General features: G+C 42.3%; 18 protein-coding genes. 16 read left to right on the forward strand and 2 right to left on the reverse strand.

Annotated features, from left to right (window positions below):
• Window positions 1–109: 109 nt before the first annotated feature.
• Together CCS02_RS21040 and CCS02_RS21045 are read left to right on the forward strand one after the other, a co-directional pair.
• Entirely contained in the window at window positions 110–970 is an 861-nt protein-coding gene (locus CCS02_RS21040; RefSeq protein ID WP_100186014.1) for an efflux RND transporter periplasmic adaptor subunit, read from the forward strand.
• Between the two features lie 19 nt (window positions 971–989).
• Entirely contained in the window at window positions 990–3,029 is a 2,040-nt protein-coding gene (locus tag CCS02_RS21045) for an FUSC family protein (protein WP_232728942.1), read from the forward strand.
• A gap of 48 nt (window positions 3,030–3,077) precedes the next feature.
• Here CCS02_RS21045 and CCS02_RS21050 read toward each other — a convergent pair whose 3' ends face one another.
• Window positions 3,078–3,758 carry an AAA family ATPase gene (locus CCS02_RS21050; RefSeq protein ID WP_100186016.1) on the reverse strand — a complete coding sequence of 227 codons (681 nt, stop codon included), beginning with the start codon at window positions 3,756–3,758 and terminating at the stop codon, window positions 3,078–3,080.
• A 127-nt stretch (window positions 3,759–3,885) separates the two neighbouring features.
• Here CCS02_RS21050 and CCS02_RS21055 point away from each other — a divergent pair, with 127 nt between their 5' ends.
• Complete coding sequence (locus CCS02_RS21055; protein WP_072839654.1) at window positions 3,886–4,182, forward strand: DUF6482 family protein; 297 nt, start codon at window positions 3,886–3,888, stop codon at window positions 4,180–4,182.
• Here the strand turns inward: CCS02_RS21055 and CCS02_RS21060 are convergent.
• Window positions 4,179–4,904, reverse strand: coding sequence for a GntR family transcriptional regulator (locus CCS02_RS21060; RefSeq protein ID WP_100186017.1), 726 nt, complete (start codon window positions 4,902–4,904; stop codon window positions 4,179–4,181). The two genes, CCS02_RS21055 and CCS02_RS21060, sit on opposite strands and share 4 nt — an antisense overlap.
• A 238-nt stretch (window positions 4,905–5,142) precedes the next feature.
• On the opposite strand from CCS02_RS21060, the gene CCS02_RS21065 reads away from it, so the two are divergent.
• The 13 genes from CCS02_RS21065 (at window position 5,143) to rpoS (ending at window position 17,565) form a co-directional block, all read left to right on the forward strand.
• Window positions 5,143–6,246, forward strand: coding sequence for an aromatic ring-hydroxylating dioxygenase subunit alpha (locus tag CCS02_RS21065; RefSeq protein ID WP_100186018.1), 1,104 nt, complete (start codon window positions 5,143–5,145; stop codon window positions 6,244–6,246).
• 71 nt (window positions 6,247–6,317) lie between these two features.
• Window positions 6,318–7,274: a PDR/VanB family oxidoreductase gene (locus CCS02_RS21070; RefSeq protein WP_100637626.1), complete on the forward strand. Its 957-nt coding sequence runs from the start codon at window positions 6,318–6,320 to the stop codon at window positions 7,272–7,274.
• Window positions 7,275–7,471: 197 nt separating this feature from the next.
• Window positions 7,472–9,106, forward strand: coding sequence for a CTP synthase (locus CCS02_RS21075; RefSeq protein ID WP_072839658.1), 1,635 nt, complete (start codon window positions 7,472–7,474; stop codon window positions 9,104–9,106).
• A 194-nt stretch (window positions 9,107–9,300) separates the two neighbouring features.
• Window positions 9,301–10,602, forward strand: coding sequence for a phosphopyruvate hydratase (gene eno, locus CCS02_RS21080; protein WP_100637627.1), 1,302 nt, complete (start codon window positions 9,301–9,303; stop codon window positions 10,600–10,602).
• Window positions 10,603–10,712: 110 nt separating this feature from the next.
• Window positions 10,713–10,991, forward strand: coding sequence for a septum formation initiator family protein (locus CCS02_RS21085; protein ID WP_012069014.1), 279 nt, complete (start codon window positions 10,713–10,715; stop codon window positions 10,989–10,991).
• The gene (gene ispD, locus CCS02_RS21090) at window positions 10,988–11,707 is read left to right on the forward strand and encodes a 2-C-methyl-D-erythritol 4-phosphate cytidylyltransferase (protein WP_100637628.1); all 720 of its coding nucleotides are present in this window, start codon (window positions 10,988–10,990) and stop codon (window positions 11,705–11,707) included. Before CCS02_RS21085 ends, ispD begins: the two co-directional genes overlap by 4 nt.
• 16 nt (window positions 11,708–11,723) lie before the next feature.
• Entirely contained in the window at window positions 11,724–12,218 is a 495-nt protein-coding gene (ispF, locus tag CCS02_RS21095; RefSeq protein ID WP_100637629.1) for a 2-C-methyl-D-erythritol 2,4-cyclodiphosphate synthase, read from the forward strand.
• A 23-nt stretch (window positions 12,219–12,241) separates the two neighbouring features.
• A complete protein-coding gene (gene truD / locus CCS02_RS21100) occupies window positions 12,242–13,333 on the forward strand; it encodes a tRNA pseudouridine(13) synthase TruD (RefSeq protein ID WP_100637630.1) in 1,092 nt (363 codons plus the stop codon).
• The gene (gene surE, locus CCS02_RS21105) at window positions 13,314–14,060 is read left to right on the forward strand and encodes a 5'/3'-nucleotidase SurE (protein ID WP_100186023.1); all 747 of its coding nucleotides are present in this window, start codon (window positions 13,314–13,316) and stop codon (window positions 14,058–14,060) included. Before truD ends, surE begins: the two co-directional genes overlap by 20 nt.
• The gene (locus CCS02_RS21110) at window positions 14,057–14,722 is read left to right on the forward strand and encodes a protein-L-isoaspartate(D-aspartate) O-methyltransferase (protein ID WP_072839664.1); all 666 of its coding nucleotides are present in this window, start codon (window positions 14,057–14,059) and stop codon (window positions 14,720–14,722) included. Before surE ends, CCS02_RS21110 begins: the two co-directional genes overlap by 4 nt.
• Window positions 14,715–15,644, forward strand: a complete 930-nt coding sequence (locus tag CCS02_RS21115; RefSeq protein ID WP_100186025.1) for a DUF368 domain-containing protein — start codon at window positions 14,715–14,717, stop codon at window positions 15,642–15,644. The genes CCS02_RS21110 and CCS02_RS21115 overlap by 8 nt, the downstream gene beginning before the upstream one ends.
• A gap of 109 nt (window positions 15,645–15,753) precedes the next feature.
• Window positions 15,754–16,521: a peptidoglycan DD-metalloendopeptidase family protein gene (locus CCS02_RS21120; protein WP_232728940.1), complete on the forward strand. Its 768-nt coding sequence runs from the start codon at window positions 15,754–15,756 to the stop codon at window positions 16,519–16,521.
• A 27-nt stretch (window positions 16,522–16,548) separates the two neighbouring features.
• A complete protein-coding gene (rpoS, locus tag CCS02_RS21125) occupies window positions 16,549–17,565 on the forward strand; it encodes an RNA polymerase sigma factor RpoS (RefSeq protein WP_072839667.1) in 1,017 nt (338 codons plus the stop codon).
• Window positions 17,566–17,613: the final 48 nt, after the last annotated feature.

Raw genomic sequence — 17,613 nt, forward strand, 5'->3', positions numbered from 1 at the left:
CATCGCTTGGACTGGCACGATCGTATTTGGCGAGTGGCTTGGTTTGAAGTGTCATTATTTGTTTGTTACTTGGCACTAACTGTTTATTTATTAGGTGGAAGATAAATCAATGGCGAAATATCTACGTATTCTTTTGACTGTGTTGGTTGTTGTGGCTGCTATTTTTGCTGGACGCTGGGTGTGGAATGATTATATGCATTCCCCTTGGACTCGTGATGGCCGTATTCGTGCAGACATAGTGACGGTTGCTCCTGATGTGTCTGGTTGGGTAACGAATCTGAATATCACCAATGATCAGGCCGTTAAAGAAGGTGATTTACTGTTCAGTGTTGATCAAAAGCGTTATCAAGCGGCATTTAATCAAAGTAAAGCCAACACAGAAAATGCTTTGTATTCTTGGCAGTTGGCAAAACATAAGTACGAACGACGTACTGCATTGCTTAGTCAAAAAGCCATTAGCGCTGAAGATTTAGAGTCTTCTCGTATCAGTACTGAAATCGCCAAAGCAAATTATGATTTGGCTGTAGCCCAGCAAGCGACAGCTCAGCTTAATTTAGACCGAACTCAAGTGCGTGCACCTGTGTCAGGTCATATTATTAACTTGAATTTACGTCAGGGAAATTATGTCGGCCAAGGAGCCTCGGTTTTTGCCATTGTTCAGTCAGATTCCTTTTATGTAACTGGCTATTTTGAGGAAACCAAAATACCCTTGGTTCATTTGAATCAACAAGCAAAAATAACCTTATTGAGCGGTGGTAAGCCATTAACGGGTCATGTTGTGAGTATTGGTAAAGCCATAGCGAATACCAATACTCAGAGTAATGGTCAGCTTTTGCCGCAGGTTCAGCAAACCTTTAACTGGGTGCGCTTATCGCAACGCATTCCGGTAGATATCAAGTTAGATCCGTTAGCAGAAGAAACACAATTGAGCGCTGGTATGACGGCCACTATTCATCTTACTAAGCAGTAAGGAGATAGCCTTGGGAATCGTGCTTCGTAATCTGTTTTTACCTGAAAAGCAGGCGGTTATTTTTGCGCTCAAAGGCGTTATTGCAATGGCGATGGCGTTAACGATTGCTCTCTCTTTGAATCTCGATCGGCCTTATTGGGCGTTAGTTTCCGCTGTCTTTTTGCAAATGCGTCCTGAAAGTGGCTTAGTCGTTGAGAAAGCCATTTGCCAAATTGTCGGCACTATTATAGGTGGCTTATTTGGCATTTTATTATTAACTCAATTTATGCCATACCCCTATTTGGCTTTGGGTGTCTTGGCGTTATGGCTGGGTTTGAATTCCGCCTTATCCGCTCTGGTGCGACAAGCTAATTTCGTTTATGCATTTGCCATGGCTGCGGTAACGTCAGAAATCATTGTTTTGATGGTGATGGTGAGCCCGTCAACTGCAGACAGTCAGGCAGTGTTTAATATTGCTCAAGCTCGTGTAAGCGAAATTGTTATCGGGTCCATTTGTGCGGGTGTTGTCAGTCATATGTTCTGGCCAGTCAAAGTGAAAGATAGTCTGCAAATGCAGGCAAGATCTGTCATTAATCAAACGCTACAGTATCTAGTCACAGAGCTGGACAGGTCAGGTAGCCATGAAACTCGTCATAAGCAAATAGATGGAATTATGGCGACACTAGGTATGGTGAGCGAAGATTCTAGTGCCGCCAGTTATGAAGGGCCAAAGGGGCCAGGGCGAACAAGAGCAGCCAATCAATTGGCCCAGAAAGTACTGTCTCTATTGGCTTTGGTGCAGATTTTTGGTCGTTTGCAGCGCCGTCATGCGGAATTAATAACGCCTACCTTAAATCAGTTGCTTGATCAATTACGTGAGGCATTTGATCGTATTGCTGAGTCTAGTGATTTTGACTATTGCTTGGATCAGGTTAAAACATTACGTCGTGATCTTGCTGATTATCGCGCTAAAAATAACTCAGATTCACCTTTTGAATCTCACATGCTAAATGTTGGTGCGGAAATCACGTCAGAGTTGACTGTCTTACTACGAGCTTATCGAGCATTAGAGGAGCGTGATAGCACCTTGTTGAATGCACCCAGTATGTTGAGTTATCGAGATCCATTAGCTGGATTGATTATTGGGGTACGAACCACTGTAGTGTTCTTGATTGGTGCTTGTATCTGGGTAAGTACTGGTTCTACAGCAGCATTAATGATCATGATTTTGCCGGTGATTTTTTCAATCATGCTGGCCCGATTGCCTTTGATGGTTCTAAAAGTTGTTCTAAAAAGGTTATTGATTGGTGTTGTCGCTGCGGTAGTTGTGGCGGTTTTTTTCGCGCTTAATTTATTGTCACAAAGTTCCGGGCAATTAGAGATTTTATTGCTTGTACTAGCTGCTCCATATTTTATCGGTTTATTGCTTCTTGCGGATCGGCAAACTCTGCCTTATGGCTTGGGCTTCTGTATTCCTTTTTCCATTCTAGTTAGTCCAAGTAGGGACATGAGTCGGGCTTTTTCTATCGATTACACAATAAGCTCTGCCATGGCAATTTTTGCAGGCGTGTGCATTTTATTTTGGGTGTTTCATCTGATTACTGGGCCAAGTGTTCAGTTATTAGTTCATCGTATCTTTAAAACAACTTACCAAGATTTATTGGAAATTGATCAACATACCAGCCCAGCTGCTTGGTATAACCGCCGTATGGCGGATCGGTTGTTACGTTTAACAAACTATGATCAAGGCTCTAAATCGCGTGCAATTACTGATTTAGCATTGACCGCTTTAAATCTTGGGCATGTTTCTATTCGATTGCGCTCGATCTGTGAAAGCTTGGCTGGAAAACAGCCGTTGTACTCATTGGAAAATTGGCAGACCGCCTTAGCAAATGCTTTTTTATTGGCAAGTAAAGGTCGGTGTGATGATGGCTTTGAAAAAGCCTGTAAGTCTTTATATGATGAGTTGATTAGTCTTGTAGGGGATTCTAATCAGGTTGAAGCCATTCAAGGTATGTTCTTACGGATCAACCTGACATTTGAAAGAAGCGCTGAAGCTATTGCAGCCCAAAGAGCGTAGCGACATGAAGTCTCAAAAAAATATAAAAATTAAGAGTCTAGATAAGCTTTAGACTCTTAATAACCAATCGGCCTGATTTTTGTATGTTGCAACTAATTCTGCGTTCAAACCGTCACTCTGATTGATTCTATCCATAGCTTGTTCGTGACTGAAGCCCCAAGCTTTCATGTGTCGCTTTGCTAGTCGTTCTATTGCGATTTCGACAGGAATGTCTAAAAACCAATGCTCATCGAACAAGTCTTTAGATTCTTGCCAACCATCTTGCTGATGTAGCAAATATAATCCTTCGACGAGTATGACCCTTGTTTCTTTTTTTATCGATAAATCATCTTCAATAGGGTCACCCAAAGCGTGGTCAAAGCTTGGCCATAAAATATCGTCTTGTTGGTAACCTTGTTGAATCTTCTTAACTTGCTCTACAAAGGCCGTGCTATCAAATGTCCAAGGTGCACCTCGTCTAGCGAAGGCTTCTTCCGAGTTAGGTAGAGCTTGGAGTTGGGCTTTATACAGGTGAAAACCATCCATTGAAAGGCAAACAACTTGCGAGTTTTGTTGCTTTGTAAAATGATCGAGCAAATAGTCAGCTAGGGTGCTTTTACCCGAACCTGGTCCACCGGTTAAACCGATTAAAGTGCGACCTGGCTTGTCCATATAAGCTTGGATTTTATCAAATGCAGTTTGCACATCTGCTGAATTTTTATAGCTGCTGTTAATATCAAGGAGTGTCATGGTTTTTCCTGTTCTTATTATTCATCGCAGTACTTTAGCATGAACTTATCACGGCGATTCGCAATTTTATGTGAACTGAGTAATGGCTAAATGCGTATCTAAATAAAAACAGCAAAGGTGCATTGTCATGCTATTAAAAGAGCTTAAAAAGATTTCTCATGTCGATAAGGTAAAGCTTCATTCTTTGGAGTCAAACTTGTATCAGCTGTCGGTGGTGATCGGAGACAAAGAAGAATATATACAAACGGAACAAGGGCGTTTTCTTACTAGTCATAATAAGCTAGATCTGCAAGCTTTGTTCAAAGGCAAGAATGTTGGCGCTATGGTGCTTTGTCATCAAAGTGCTTATGACGAAATGGTTGGGCAACCTATTGGTATTAGTAACGCCTTAGAAGTGCCGCTTGGTAATACTGATTTGTCTTAGTCTAGCGAGCCTATATTATTCAGAACGTGCATTTTCTCTCCGTTTTCTTCCATTTGGGAAAATATTTTCGCATAGCTGTGTGTGGCATTAGCGTGCTCACGCATGATTGCTTCAGCGCGGCTTCCTTGTCCGTGGCTGATAGCATCAAATACCGCATGGTGTTGCATGTGAGCAAAGTTAAAACGCCGATATTCTTGGGCTAGATTATTACGATCAAATGCCAGAGCACTAACAGATGCAAAAGGCAGATGCTCGTTACGACTTAAGGCTTCAGCTATGGCTGGGTTTAAACTGGCTTCTATAATGATTTGATGAAAACGCTGGTTCATGTCGTGGTATATGGCGAGGTCTTGTTCGTTGATGCAACCTTTAGCAAACAATTCATCGCCTTGTTTTAATAGTTGTAACAATTCATTGCTCTGCGCTTTTGATAGTGCATTTTCAGCCGCTTGTCTTGCCGCCAAACCCTCCAACACGCCTCGTACCTCAATAGAACCGCTAATCTCTGCTTGCGTCACTTGGCGAACAATGTAGCCACGTCCTGATAATTTGGTCAGTAAGCCTTCTTGTTCTAGGGTTCGAAAGGCAATACGCACTGGCGTGCGTGACACGCTAAGTTGTTCTGCGGTTGGAATTTCAGCAAGGCGTTGTCCTGACTCTAGTTCGCCAGACAAAATCATTTGTCGCAATCGACTGATTACTTGTTGTCCAGGTTTACTCATTGGAAAGTACTCATTGCTCTTGCCTCAGCGTTTTTCGTAAAAAATAATCATAACGTAAATATGGGGGAAAAAGGAATAATTGGATCCAATGGGGAAGCTTTTATTTATCAATTGCTTAGGGTGGAGACTATTATTCATTATGTATTAAATGGATCCAATTAATGCATAAATATATTGTTTTTTGATTTATTTTGTCTATATTGGATCCAATAAATAAAAATAAAAGCAGGAGAATTTCATGAGTCAGCAAACTTTCCCTAAAAATACGTGGTATGTCGCGGCTATGTCTGAAGAGGTTGCGGGCAGCAAACCTCTTGGTCGTAAAATTTGCGGTGAAAGCATCGCTTTTTACCGTTCCCACGATAACGAAATTGCTGCGGTATTGGATTTTTGTCCACACCGCGGAGCCGCTTTGTCTTTAGGCTATGTCGAAGAAGGTCTTTTGGTTTGTGGTTACCATGGTTTAAAAATGGGTGCTGATGGCAAAACTAAAGAAATGCCATTGCAGCGTGTAAAAGGCTTTCCTTGCATGAAGTCCTATGCGGTTGAAGAGCGCTATGGTTTTATTTGGGTGTGGCCGGGCGATCAATCTCAAGCCGATAAAGCCTTGATTCCTCATTTAGAATGGGCTGTAAACCCAGAATGGGCTTATGGTGGTGGCTTGTATCATATCAACTGTGATTACCGTTTGATGGTCGATAACCTGATGGATCTGACCCATGAGACTTATGTGCATGCTGGCAGTATTGGTCAGAAAGAAATCGATGAGTCTCCTGTCTCTACTACGGTGGATGGCGATAAGGTCATTACCAGCCGTTTTATGGAAAACATTATGGCGCCACCATTTTGGCAATCGGCGCTACGAGGTAATGGTTTGGCTGACGACGTTTTAGTGGATCGTTGGCAGATTTGTCGTTTCAGTCCGCCTTCTCATGTGATGATTGATGTTGGCGTTGCTCATGCTGGAAATGGTGGGTTTGATGCGCCTGCGGATAAAAAAGCCAGCAGCACTGTAGTGGATTTCATTACACCTGAAACTGAAACTTCTATTTGGTATTTCTGGGGTATGGCACGTAATTTCAAACCAGAAGATCAGGCATTAACCGATACTATTCGTGAAGGGCAGGGCAAAATTTTTGCTGAAGATTTGGACGTGCTTGAACGTCAACAGCAAAACTTATTGGCTTTTCCAGACTATGATTTATTGAAGCTTGATATTGATGCTGGTGGCGTTCAGTCAAGACGAGTGATTGACCGAATTATTGCGAAAGAGCAGGCGGCTAAACAGCAGCCTAAAGCGTCCTCGTCGTCAAATGCGCCGCTTCAAACCGCTTCTTTCTAACAAAGGCGCTGACAAGAGAGTTGCTCTAGTTGCTCTTTTGTCAAATAAGAATAATAAATTAGGAGTACTTGATGATTCAGGTAGTAGTAAGAAATGTGGTGACTGAAGCGCTAGGTGTGGTTCGATTGGTTTTAGGTTCCGTGGATTGTTCTGATTTGCCAAGTTTTGAACCCGGAGCTCATATTGATGTTCATTTGCCTAGTGGTTTGGTTCGACAATATTCTTTGTGTCGTATGCAATCTGAAGGGCAGTATTATGAAATAGCAGTGTTAAAAGACCCTCAATCAAGAGGTGGTTCAGAGGAAGTGCACCGCTTGCAGATAGGCGACGAATTATCAATTAGTGCCCCTAAAAACCACTTTCCTTTGATGGATGTAGCGCGTCACAGTGTCTTGATTGCTGGTGGTATTGGTGTAACGCCGATATTGCCAATGGCGCAGCAATTGCAAAAAAAAGGTTTATCCTTTGAATTTCATTATTGTGCCCGATCTCCAGAAACAGCCGCTTTTGCATCGGCATTAGAAAATGCTTCTTTTGCTGATAAAATGCACTTTCACTACAGTGAAGTGGCAGGATCTAGTCAAATGGACGTGGTGAGTGTTTTGTCTCGTCACGCGAACGATTCTGAATTGTATATTTGTGGCCCTGCAAGCTTTATTGATTACGTGTTATTGCAAGCAAAAATGTTAGGTTGGCCTGAAGACCGTTTGCACCGAGAGTTCTTTGCAGCGCCGGTACTCGATGAAAATGTAAGTGAAAATACCGCATTTAAAGTCAAAATCCACAGTACTGGCAAGGTCTTTGATGTTGGAGTCGATCAAAGTATTTTTGAGGCTTTAGATGAAAACGGTATTTTTCTTGCTGTGTCTTGCGAATCTGGCGTATGTGGTACCTGTCAAACAGGTGTTATAGATGGCGTTCCTGATCACAGAGATGTCTTTTTAACGGATAAAGAACATGCTCAAGGCAAGTTGATTATGCCTTGCTGTTCTCGCTCTAAAACCCCAGTCTTAGAGTTAGACTTATAGTTCTGCTTTAACTGGCCTCTTCTTTCTTAGCTTTGTTCAAAGCTCTCTTGGTATAGATCTTTCACTCAATGTAAAACAACTGTGTTTTACATTGAGTGAAATGCCTTCCGATGTTATTATTTTCCCCCGTCCTGAAGGTATATTGTTATGTGCTTTCAAATCTCATTTTTTTATATTTTAAGGCGGGTTAAACACTCATGGCGACACGATATATTTTCGTTACAGGTGGTGTAGTTTCATCTCTTGGTAAAGGTTTGGCAGCAGCATCTTTGGCCGCAATCCTTGAATCTCGTGGTCTAAAAGTCACCATGCTAAAGCTAGATCCATACATCAACGTGGATCCAGGCACCATGAGTCCTTTCCAGCACGGCGAAGTATATGTCACAGAAGACGGCGCTGAAACTGATCTAGATCTTGGTCACTACGAGCGTTTCATCTCCACTAAAATGGGCAAACGCAATAACTTTACCAGTGGTCGTGTTTATCAACATGTTCTTAAAAAAGAGCGTCGTGGTGAATACCTTGGTGGAACCGTTCAAGTAATTCCACATATTACAGATGAAATCAAACGCCGCGTGATCTCTGGTGCTGAAGGCGCAGATGTTGCTTTGGTTGAAATCGGCGGTACAGTTGGTGATATTGAATCACAACCTTTCTTAGAAGCTATTCGCCAATTAAAAGTAGAATTGGGCCCACGTCGCGCATTATTCATGCATTTGACTTTGGTTCCTTATATTCGTACTGCTGGCGAAACCAAAACCAAGCCTACTCAGCATTCCGTAAAAGAGCTTCGCTCTATCGGTATTCAACCTGACATTCTTATCTGTCGTTCTGAAGTGTCTATTGAAGCGCCAGAGCGTAAGAAAATTGCTTTGTTTACTAGCGTTGAAGAACGTGCGGTTATCTCTCTTCCTGACGCCGACACTATTTACCGCATTCCACAAATGTTGAATGACCAAGGGTTAGATAGCCTGATCGTTGAATATTTCAATCTAGATTGCGATATGCCAAATCTAGATATCTGGAACAAAGTAACTCAGGCTAAATTGAACCCTGAGAAGCAAATCAATATCGCCATGGTTGGTAAATACATGGAGTTGTTGGATGCGTATAAATCGTTGATTGAAGCAATGGATCACGCTGGTATTCATGCTCGTACAAAAGTGAAATTGCACTACATCGACTCTGAAAGTATTGAAGAAAAAGGTACGGAAGTACTAAAAGGAATGGACGCAATTCTCGTTCCTGGTGGTTTCGGTGAGCGCGGTGTTGAAGGTAAGATATTGACGGCTCAGTATGCTCGTGAAAATAAAGTACCTTACTTAGGTATTTGTTTGGGTATGCAAGTAGCGGTAATCGAATTTGCTCGTAATGTGGCAAATTTAGCCGGTGCACACAGCACCGAGTTTAATTTAAAAGCAGAGAACCCAGTTGTTGGTCTGATTACAGAATGGACTAATGCAGAGGGTTCCAAAGAAATCCGGTCAGAGGAATCCGATCTAGGTGGCACTATGCGTCTTGGCGCGCAGAACTGTAATCTTACTGAAGGCACAAAAGCCTTTGATGCTTACGGTAAAGCAGTCATTAAAGAGCGTCATCGCCATCGTTATGAAGTAAACAACTTTTATGTTGATGCGTTGGAAGCAGCAGGTTTGACGATTTCAGGTCGTTCAGAAGACAATTCCTTAGTAGAGATGATCGAAATTGCTGATCATCCTTGGTTTGTTGCTTGTCAGTTTCATCCAGAATTTACTTCAACACCTAGATATGGACACGGCCTGTTCAGTGCCTTTGTACATGCGGCACTAAAATACGCAGGAAAAGAAAAATAAATAGAGCCCCTCGCACGACTACTGTGCTTGCCAATACTTTGTTAAAAATAGACTAAAATGCTCATTTATAATTTATAAACTCCGCTTTTTCGTCTATTTTTGCCTCGTCTTGGCTTCGCTCGTAACATCGTGCAAAGGACTCAGTCGTGCAAACAGGCAGTTTGTGATTTTTCATTTATTTTAAGAGGTTTGTTATGAGTCAAATCGTTGATATTAAAGCCAGAGAAGTTTTAGATTCTCGTGGTAATCCTACCGTTGAAGCTGATGTTTTTTTGGCAGACGGCTCCGTAGGTTCAGCGTGCGCACCTTCTGGTGCCTCTACCGGTTCTCGTGAAGCTTTAGAATTGCGTGATGGCGACAAAAGTCGTTACCTAGGCAAAGGCGTATTAAAAGCGGTTGCAGCGGTTAACGGTCCAATCCGTGACGCTTTAATCGGCAAAGATGCCCTTGCTCAAGCTGAACTTGATCACATTATGATTGATCTTGATGGCACAGAAAACAAATCTACTTTTGGTGCTAACGCTATTTTGTCGGTTTCTTTGGCAGCGGCGAAAGCAGCGGCAATTTCTAAAAAAGTACCATTATATGCTCACATTGCAGACATCAATGGTACTCCAGGTGTTTACTCAATGCCTGTACCTATGATGAACATCATCAATGGTGGTGAGCACGCAGATAACAACGTTGATATTCAAGAGTTCATGATTCAACCAGTTGGTGCGCCAAACTTCCGTGAAGCTTTGCGTTACGGTGCTGAAATCTTCCATGCACTGAAAAAAGTATTGAGCGATCGCGGCTTAAGCACTGCGGTTGGTGATGAGGGTGGTTTTGCGCCTGATTTGTCATCTAATGCTGAAGCATTGGCTGTTATCAAAGAAGCGGTTGCAGCAGCAGGGTACGAGCTAGGTAAAGACATCACTTTGGCGATGGATTGTGCTGCCTCTGAGTTTTACGACAAAGAAGCAAATATCTATGACCTTAAAGGTGAAGGTAAAAAATTCACCTCAGAAGAGTTCAACTTCTTCTTACAAGACCTTACTAAGCAATATCCAATTGTTTCTATCGAAGATGGTCTTGACGAGTCTGACTGGGATGGTTTCGCACACCAAACTAAACTAATGGGTGATAAAATCCAATTAGTGGGTGATGATCTGTTCGTTACTAACACCAAGATTTTGAAGCGTGGTATCGATAACGGTATTGCGAATTCAATATTAATCAAGTTTAACCAAATCGGTTCTTTAACTGAGACGTTGGCCGCTATTAAAATGGCAAAAGACGCTGGTTTTACAGTTGTTATCTCTCACCGTTCTGGTGAAACAGAAGACGCGACTATTGCAGATCTTGCAGTTGGTACAGCGGCTGGTCAAATTAAAACGGGTTCTCTATGCCGTTCTGACCGTGTTGCTAAGTACAACCAATTACTACGTATTGAAGAGCAATTAGGTGGCAAAGCACCTTATAAAGGTCGTTCTGAGATCAAAGGTCAGGCTTAATATCGCCTGATTTAATAAAGGGAGAACTTGGTTCTCCCTTTTTTTATTTTTTTTTGCTTCGATTCCTTTGATAATGAGGGATATGTTTTTTTAGATGTTGAGGGTGTTATATGGCACGTTTGTTAATTTTCTTCTTTGTCTGTGCCGTGGGCTATCAATCTTATCATTTGTATTTTGGTGAGCAGGGCGTTAAGCGACAAGAAGAACTAGCAAAGCAGATCGCCTATCAAGAGCGTATTAACTTACGTCTGAAGCACCGTAATCAAGCCCTTAGAGCGCAAGTGCATGATCTCCGCCTTGGAGAAGAGGCTGTAGAGGAGCATGTTCGTAGCGAACTTCAGTATATAAAAGATGGTGAAGTGTTTTATCGCATGGTGAATAAAAAATGATAAAGCCTTTGTGGGTTATTATTCCTGCCGCAGGTGTTGGCCAGCGTATGCAAGCGAATTGCCCAAAACAATATTTACCTCTTGCCGGACAGACCATTCTAGATCGCACTATAGATATTTTCATTTCGCATCCGCTTATTGCTGGTGTGCTCGTTGGTGTGGGGGAGAATGATGCCTATTGGTCTGACTCGAAATGGCAGCAACACGATTTAGTTCATATGTTTGTTGGTGGCAAAGAACGCTGTGATACCGTACAGAAAGGTCTGCGTTATTTATTGGATACAGTAGATGTAATGCAGCAAGATGTTTTGGTTCATGATGCCGCGCGTCCTCTGTTAAGCCAAGCTGCACTGAATCGAATTATTCACCATACCTCTGATCAAGGTGCGTTGTTGGCAATGCCAGCGAAAGATACTGTGAAGCTTCAAGTTTTAGGTCAGCCATTGGTTGATGCTACGCTTGACAGAGGTACTATCTGGTTGGCGCAGACGCCACAGAAATTTCCTGCCCAAGCGTTATTAGACGCATTGCAGCAAGCACAAGCGTATGGTGTTGTGGTGACAGATGAATGCTCTGCGATGGAGTTTTCAGGTTGGCATCCAGATCTTGTTATCGGGGAAAGTAGCAATATTAAAATAACCTTACCCGAAGACCTGCTGATTGCTGAGGCGCTTTTTTCTTATATTTTAGGTTCAAACAGTAAGTGCAATTCATAGCACAGGAGTAACTATCATGATGCCTTTTCGTATTGGCCATGGTTTTGATGTTCATAAATTTGGTGAAGGCGATCATATTGTTATTGGTGGCGTTTCTATCCCTTACTCTCAGAGCTTGATTGCCCATTCTGATGGTGATGTCGCATTGCACGCTTTGACCGATGCCTTGTTAGGTGCCGCCGCTTTGGGCGATATAGGAAAGCATTTTCCTGATACTGATGCTGCTTTTGCTGGTGCAGATAGTCGAATTTTATTAAAGCGTGCTTATCAGGAAATACAGGCCCTTGGTTTTAATGTGGGTAATATTGATATCACCATTATTGCTGAAGCACCCAAAATGCGTCCTTATATTGATGCTATGCGTGCAAATATAGCCGAAGATTTGGCAGTAGATATCAGTGTCGTGAATGTGAAAGCAACGACGACGGAAAAGCTTGGCTTTACCGGTCGAAAAGAGGGTATCGCTGTAGAGGCTGTTGCGCTTATTTTTACACAAGCTAATTTTAATTAAGCTCTTTTTAATCAAGGTAATGTATGAATACCGAATGGCGATACGCTTGGTCTAAGCCAACTGTTACTGGGGATTTGAAAACCCATGTACAAGACTTTTACGTCGAAGAGCAGTTAGGTTTTGAGCCTGATGGCAAAGGTGAATTTTGCTTTGTGTTCATTGAAAAGGAAGGGGTGAATACTGATTTCCTTGCTAAACGCTTGGCTCAAATTGTCGGCATTGCTCCGAATAAAGTGACGTATAGTGGCGTGAAAGATCGTCATGCTTGTACGCGTCAGTGGTTCTGTTTGCATGTATTGAATCAAGAACCAGATTTAACGACCATTCAGGAAGCATTTAGAGAGCCGGAAAGTGTTCGAGTAATTGCGCAGTTACGCCATTCGAAAAAGCTTCGCACTGGCGCGCATTTAGCGAATCGCTTTGTTATCCGACTTCGTGACGTTAATGGTGATCTAGACGAGCTAGAAGGGCGTTTGAATCTCATTAAACAAGCTGGTGTACCCAATTATTATGGTCCACAACGCTTTGGTATAAACGGTAATAATTTGCACAACGGCAAAGATTTTGTCCTAAAAGGGCGGCAAAGTCGCCGCAAATTATCAAAGACGGAATCCTTTTGGTTATCGGCTATTCGCTCTTGGTGTTTCAATGAAGCATTAAGCGATCAAGTTGAAAATGGTATGTGGATGCGTTTATGTGATGGTGATATTGCTCAGTTTCAGCATAAAGATGAGCAGTTCCGTGTAAAAGAAGTAGGCGCTTTGATGCACTTAAGCGTGATGCGAGGCAGTATCAGCCCAGTTTTACCTATGATTAGTGAGGGTTGGGAGGCTGGCACCGGGCATCAGCGTGAGCGAGTGATGAAAGACTCTTTGGCGGAAAGTATGGACTTGGTTGATGCTTTGATTGCCTTTGATCTTTCTCGAGACAGCCGACTGGCGCGCCTTGTGCCGATGAATATGGCGTGGGAATTGCTAAGAGAGAAAGAAGGGAATGCGCAATTGATCGTTGAATTCTCCTTACCAAAAGGGTGTTTTGCGACCAGTCTGTTGCGTGAAATGATAGATTATACGGATAAGTCTGCAGAGAAATACCATGAGAATATTGATCGCTAATGATGATGGTCTTGATGCGCTTGGTATACAGACGCTGGCTAAATATTTACAGCGAGAGTACGCCATTTTAGTGGTGGCGCCAGATCGTAATCGTAGTGGTGCTAGTAACTCTTTGACCTTGTCTCGCCCTATACAGCCGATTAAGGTTGCGGAGGGGCAGTATCGTGTTGATGGTACGCCGACAGATTGTGTTAATCTGGCATTGTCAGGAGTAATTGATGGCGATGTGGACTTGGTTGTCTCTGGAATTAATCACGGAGCCAATTTGGGTGACGATGTTATTTATTCCGGCACGGTTGCTGCTGCCATGGAAGCTCGTCATTTAGGGCGCCCCGCGTTAGCAGTGTCCTTAGTTGGGAATCTGCATTTTGATACTGCAGCAAAAGTTATTATGCTGCTTTTGAAGGATTCACATACTCTTGAGTTGCCTGCTGGTATCTTATTGAATATCAATGTCCCTGATGTCCCATATAGCGAGCTCAAAGGGATACAGGTGACACGTCTTGGTTATCGCCATAAGGCACAAGCGCCTATTTCAGCTCAACACCCTAAAGGCATTCCAAGCTTTTGGATTGGTGCTTTGTCTGAGCCTCATGATGTGTCGGAGGGAACAGACTTTTGTGCTGTGAATAAGGGCTATGTTTCTATTACGCCAATTCATACGGATATGACTTGTTATGAAGCAAAATCTCCTCTTACAAAATGGACAGACACAATAACGCTATGAGCCTGCACGATCTCAACTGGTTAGTTTCACATACGGAGCCCAAAGCTTCTAAGATGGTTGATCAGCTTAGAAAACATGGGATTACTCATGAAGAACTATTGGCCCTGATGGGCTCTATTCCTCGTCATGAGTTTGTAGAGCCTGCGTTTTCGCATTTGGCTTATTCAGCAACGCCACTTCCTATCGGTCGAAATCAAACCATTAGTCAGCCGCTTACAGTAGCTAGAATGACCGAATGGCTTTTGGCGCATTCTCGGCTTGGTCGCGTGTTGGAAATTGGTACCGGATCGGGTTATCAGACTCGAATTTTGTCGCATTTTTTTAATAAAGTTCATACCGTTGAGCGTCACGAACCGCTTTATTTACAAGCGAAGAGGCGTTTGTCGTTGATGGGAGTCAGGAATGTTGAGTACTTATTTGGTGATGGGCAGACTGGATGGCCTAATAAAGTTGAGATGGATGCCGTTATTATTACCGCAATGGCAAGTAAAATTCCGTTAGCCTTGACAGATTGTCTGAAACAGCAAGGTATTTTAATTATGCCGATTGATCATCCTAGCCCACAGATAGGCTGTTGGCGTAAAGAAGGTGATCGTTGGAAATGTCTAGGGACAGAACCTGCGTATTTTGTACCCCTATTAGAAGGAATGGAACATGCCTAAATGGCTTAGAGTGTATTTGAGTGGTGTGCTAATGGGCGCCGCAGATGTCGTCCCAGGTGTTTCTGGTGGGACGATTGCTTTTATTTTAGGTGTTTATGATCGACTTATTAATGCATTAAGCGGTGTGAATAAAGCCAGTTTAGTTATGTTGTTTAAAGGTGATTTAAAAGGCTTATGGAAGCATTTTGATGGCGCTTTTTTATTGTCATTGGGGGCGGGTGTTGTCACCAGTATTTTTATGCTTGCAGGCTTGATCACACATCTTTTAGTTGTTTATCCGAGCTATTTGTGGAGTTTCTTTTTTGGGCTGATCTTAGCGTCAGCTTATTTCTTAATTAGTCAGATATCTGGATTTTCTTGGCGGCATTTTGGTGGGCTTATGGTTGGTGTAGCTGTTGGTGCTAGCTTGTCCTTGCTTGTTCCAACTCAGTTAAATACGTCTTACACCATGGTTTTTTGCTCGGGCATGATTGCAATTTGTGCGATGATTTTGCCTGGTATTTCAGGGAGTTTTTTACTACTGATGCTTGGAATGTACGGATTTATTCTTTCGGCAGTTAAAAGTATGGATCTTGCTGTTATTTTGGTTTTTGCAGCGGGTGCTTTGATTGGATTGTTAACCTTTTCTAAAGTTCTTCATTATTTGCTCAATCATGTAAGGTCCATGACTTTGTCATTTCTTACAGGTGTTATGCTGGGAGCTCTAGTTAAAGTATGGCCTTGGAAAGTGACGGATACTTGGAGTGTTATAGGTGATAAAAAACTGCCGTTAGAAGAGCATCTTGTGTTGCCTTGGGAGCTCCTCAATTATTATTGGCCGACTGATTTTTTACTTCCAGTTGTGTTTGTTTTTATAGGGTTTTTGAGTGTGATTCTTATTTCTTACATATTTTTACGAAAATCGACAAATAGTAATAATTAATTTAAATCGGATATTGGGGTAAAGAATTATCTTCCGTTGCGTCCTTAAAAGTCATGATTGTTCATCGCTAGCTTGGTTAATAAGTCGGCTTGTTTTGTTGTGCTTTTTATTGTCAGGATGCTCTTATGAACTGTTGCATTATTCGGCAAAAAACAATCGAACTTACGCCTCAAATAATGCCAGTGTGTCTTCTATTCCTTCCTCTGGTGTTCACCGTGTCCAGAGCGGTGAAACCTTGTTCTCTATTGCTTTCCGCTATGGGTTAGACTATCGCGAACTTGCTAAATCGAATCATATTGATTCCCCTTATACCATTTATCCTAAGCAAAAAATCCGTCTAATTGGCGTCCAAAATACGCCTCCTTCAGTCGCTAATAATTCGACATCTTCTATCCCTTTAATTGTATCAAATACGAAAAATATACCCTCTAAATCTGATCCGATTGTTTCTGTCAAAGTGCCTGAAAAATTGTCTAAAAATGATACGAAAGACGAAAAAATATCGGGTAGTTGGTCTTGGCCTGTTGATGGACAGGTCACTAGGGGGTTTTCAAACGCTGGCGTTAGTAGTAAAGGTATAGATATAAAGGCTGAGCAAGGAGCATTGGTAAAAGCGGCTGCTGATGGAACGGTTGTTTATGCAGGCAGCGGTCTTATTGGTTATGGCAATCTTGTTATCGTGAAGCACAACGATGTATATCTTAGTGCTTATGCTTACAACGAAAGAATATTGGTAAAAGAAAAGCAAAATATTCGAGCAGGTGATTCTCTTGCTGTTATCGGTGGCAAGGGAGATGATAGGCCACTACTTCACTTTGAGGTTCGTCGAGATGGTCAGCCTATTGACCCGTTAGATGTTTTGCCCAAAATGAATTAAGCGAAATTAGCGTTTTAAGGAGGGGACATGAAGTTTGCAAATATGGATAAAGAAGCAGCTAAGGTTTCGAATATTGGAGATTTTGACCTTGATACACTGGATGATGAGCTCATTGGAGATGTGCTTGTTGACGAGGAATTGGTTGATGAAGAGTTTGAGTCGGCTGTAAGTGCTCGTTATGCCGACGCTGATTCTAGTCGTAACCTTGATGTTACTCAGTTGTATTTAAGTGAGATCGGTTTTTCTCCACTGCTTACTGCCGAGGAAGAAGTATATTTTTCTCGCCTTTCACTAAAGGGTGATCAAAAAGCGCGTAAGCGCATGATAGAAAGTAATTTACGTTTGGTTGTTAAGATATCTCGACGTTACCTTAATCGAGGTTTATCTCTGTTGGATTTAATCGAAGAAGGCAATCTTGGCTTGATTAGAGCGGTGGAGAAATTTGACCCAGAGCGTGGATTTCGGTTTTCAACTTATGCTACTTGGTGGATACGGCAAACCATCGAACGTGCGATCATGAATCAGACAAGAACCATTCGCTTGCCGATTCATGTAGTAAAAGAGCTTAACGTATATTTGCGCGCAGCTCGTGAACTGACACAAAAGTTAGATCATGAGCCTAGTGCTGAAGAAATTGCAGAAATGCTAGATTGTCCTGTAGAAGATGTACAAAAGATGCTTGGCCTGAATGAAAAGGTTAGCTCAATTGATGCAACATTCGGAGGGGATAATAATGATAAGAGTTTGGTTGAAATTTTAGCAGATACTCTTCATCAGGGGCCAGAAGCGGATCGTCAAGATGGCGATGTTTTAAATAGTATCGAACTTTGGCTTGATGAGTTGAGCGAAAAGCAGTGTGAGGTCATTACACGTCGTTTTGGTCTGCGAGGACATGAAGCTAGCACATTAGAGCATGTTGGCGCTGAAATTGGTTTAACGCGTGAGCGTGTTCGTCAGATTCAAGTCGAGGCATTACGAAAACTGCGTTTAATTATGGATAAAGAAGGTTTGTCATTAGATGATGTGATTCGGTTTGATGATTAACACATAATTTGAACAAAAAAGACCCGCATGAAAGCGGGTTTTTTTATG

The sequence above is a fragment of the Marinomonas sp. ef1 genome (genome assembly GCF_002806845.1).
Lineage (GTDB): Bacteria > Pseudomonadota > Gammaproteobacteria > Pseudomonadales > Marinomonadaceae > Marinomonas > Marinomonas polaris.